The organism is Parvibaculum sp. (genome assembly GCF_049672805.1).
In the GTDB taxonomy this organism is placed as follows: Bacteria; Pseudomonadota; Alphaproteobacteria; order Parvibaculales; family Parvibaculaceae; genus Parvibaculum.
Genome location: NZ_JBATWS010000445.1, coordinates 1 through 2,788, shown reverse-complemented (window position 1 = coordinate 2,788; position 2,788 = coordinate 1). Strand labels below are relative to the sequence as shown.

Below are 2,788 nucleotides of genomic sequence, written 5' to 3'. Positions count from 1 at the left end.
CAACCCGACTCACTATGCCGTCGCGCTCAAATATGAGCAGGGCATGGGCGCGCCTGTGGTGGTGGCCAAGGGTGTTGATGCCGTGGCCTTTAAAATTCGCGAAATCGGTCAGGAACATAATGTGCCGATTATCGAGAATCCGCCCCTTGCCCGTGCGCTCCATGCGACGGTAGAGATCGATCAGGAGATCAAGCCCGAGCACTACAAGGCGGTGGCCGAGGTCATTGGATATGTCATGCGTCTTAAGGCTAAGATGACTGGTGGGCGTGGCCGGAGGTGATTCGGCCAGTGAGATGGAAGCGGGAGCAGGGCATGGCCGAAACGCCGGCCGATTACGCCGAGGCGAGCGGCACTGTCGCGGGCCTGAATAGCCCGGATGAGCAGGAGCGTGCGCTGGATGGCGCCCGCTCGCTTCCCGCGCGCCGCTGGGTGGTGATCGGCGCTGTGGCCTTCGGCATTGCCGCGACCCTGCTCGACACATTATCCGTTCATGCTTTCGGGCTGCCGGGTCTCCTGACAGCACTTGGCCTTGTCGCCATTGGCGGCGCCGTGCTTTACGGGCTTTCGGGCACGAATGCCGATGCGCTGAGCCGTTCCCCGCTTGCCGCAGCCGAGGCGCTGACGGCGCTTCCCGATCCCTGCTATGTGACCGACCGCAGGGGCGTGGTCCTCTTTGCCAATCCGGCCTGGCGTGATCTTGCCGGCGGCTTTGGCGAAACGCGCGCCGTGCCTGTGGAACGGTTGCTCGCCGGGCAGGATGAGGGGGCGGAAATCGCTTTCCGGCTTGCTCAGGCCGCGCGCACCGGCTTTGCGGCAGAAGAAGATGTGGTGATCGCACCGCATGGCGCGGAGCGCATCTACCGCGCCATGGTTCGCCCTCTGGGCGGGCAGGCGGGGGGTGCCGTCTGGCTGTTCCGCGACATCACGGTGGAACGCGAGCGCGTGAAGGCTGCCGAAAAGCGCAACCGCCGCGCGCTTGCCTATGTCGAACATGCGCCTTTCGGCTTCTTCGCCATGGAAGAAGACGGCGCCCTGGTGTTCATGAACAAGCGCCTGGGCGAATGGCTTGGCGTGGACTCCCAGAAGCTGATCGACCGCGGGGCGAAGCTCAGCGAACTTCTTATGGACGAAGTCTCCGCGCTGTCCGATGGCGAGGAGGCGCAGGAAGGGCCGCTTTCGCCGCTTAATGTCGATTTCAGGGGCGCGGATGGCAAGGCGCTCCCCATGCGCATCCTGCGCTCGCGTGTTGGCCAGGCGGGGCGTTCGGCGCGCATCTTTGCGCTGGTGCTGGACCGGACGACCGGCGACAAGGCGGAAGAAACGGCGCGCGACGCCGAAATGCGCTTTGCCCGTTTCTTCAATAATGCGCCTGTCGGCATTGCAACTGTGGATGGCGATGGCTGCATCGACAATGCAAACCGCTCTTTCGTTGCCTATGCGGGGTCGGATGTGTCGCGTGGCACACGGCTGACCGATCTTCTGATGGAAGAAGACCGGGCCGCTGCAGAAGAAGCCATGCAGAATGCAAGGCGGGGCGGGGCGGGCAGCGCGCCTGTCGATGTTCGCCTTGCACGCAACCCGGATCGTGTAGCGCAGCTCTATGCCGCGCGTGTCGATATGGGGCCGGAAGCTTCCACTGTTGTCTATCTGATCGACGCGACAGAGCAGAAATCGCTCGAAATGCAGTTCGCCCAGTCGCAGAAGATGCAGGCGGTCGGCCAGCTTGCGGGCGGCGTTGCGCATGACTTCAACAATCTGCTCACCGCGATCATCGGCTTCTGCGATCTTCTTCTCGCGCGCCATCAGGCGGGCGATCCGTCTTTCGCCGATGTGGTTCAGATCAAGCAGAACGCCAACCGCGCCGCGAACCTTACGCGCCAGCTTCTCGCCTTCTCGCGGCGGCAGACGTTGCGCCCCAAGGTGCTGTCGCTCACCGATGCTTTGGCGGAGCTGCAAAACCTGCTCGCGCGGCTTCTCACCGAAAAGGTGGAACTGCGCATCGTGCATGGGCGCGATCTTGGGCTGGTGAAGGTCGATCAGAACCAGCTTGAGCAGGTGATCATCAATCTCGCCGTCAATGCGCGGGACGCGATGCCAGAGGGCGGCCGCCTCACCATCCGAACGGCCAACGTGTCGGAAGACGACAGCCGCGCGCTTGACCATCCGCTGATGCCGCATGCCGAATATGTGCTGATCGAGGTGTCGGATACGGGCACGGGCATTCCGAAGGAAAATATCGGCAAGATTTTCGAGCCCTTCTACACGACGAAAGACCCCTCCAAGGGCACCGGGCTCGGGCTTTCCACCGTCTATGGCATCATCAAGCAGACGGGCGGCTTCATTTTCCCCTATTCAACGCTTGGCAAGGGCACGACCTTCCGCATCTATCTGCCGCGCTATGTGGAAACAGCGGCCGAGAAGGCCGAGCAGCAGGCGGCAGCCACTGCCGCGCCCGTCGATATGACGGACCTTACCGGCAAGGGGACCATCCTGCTGGTGGAAGATGAAGATGCCGTCCGCACCTTCGCGGCTCGTGCGCTTGGCACGCGGGGTTATGAGGTGCTGCAGGCCGAAAGCGGCGAGGTCGCGCTTGACGTCGTGCGCGAGTATGAAGGCCGCATCGATCTCGTCGTCTCGGACGTGGTGATGCCCAATATGGACGGGCCGACCATGGCGAGGGAGCTGAAGACGCTGCTTCCCGGCGTTCCCATCATTTTCGTGTCGGGCTATGCGGAAGACGCTTTTGCGAAAAATCTCGACCCCGATCAGGAATTCCACTTCCTGCCCA

General features: G+C 62.9%; 2 protein-coding genes. Both read left to right on the top strand.

Translation table 11 applies throughout. The features are described from left to right. Window positions 1-280 (top strand): EscU/YscU/HrcU family type III secretion system export apparatus switch protein (locus WBF74_RS13880; RefSeq protein WP_424440930.1); only part of this gene is annotated, 280 nt, incomplete at its 5' end. Between the two features lie 32 nt (window positions 281-312). Further along, window positions 313-2,788, top strand: a 2,476-nt coding sequence (locus tag WBF74_RS13875; protein WP_424440928.1) for a PAS domain-containing protein, incomplete at its 3' end; no start/stop codon positions are given.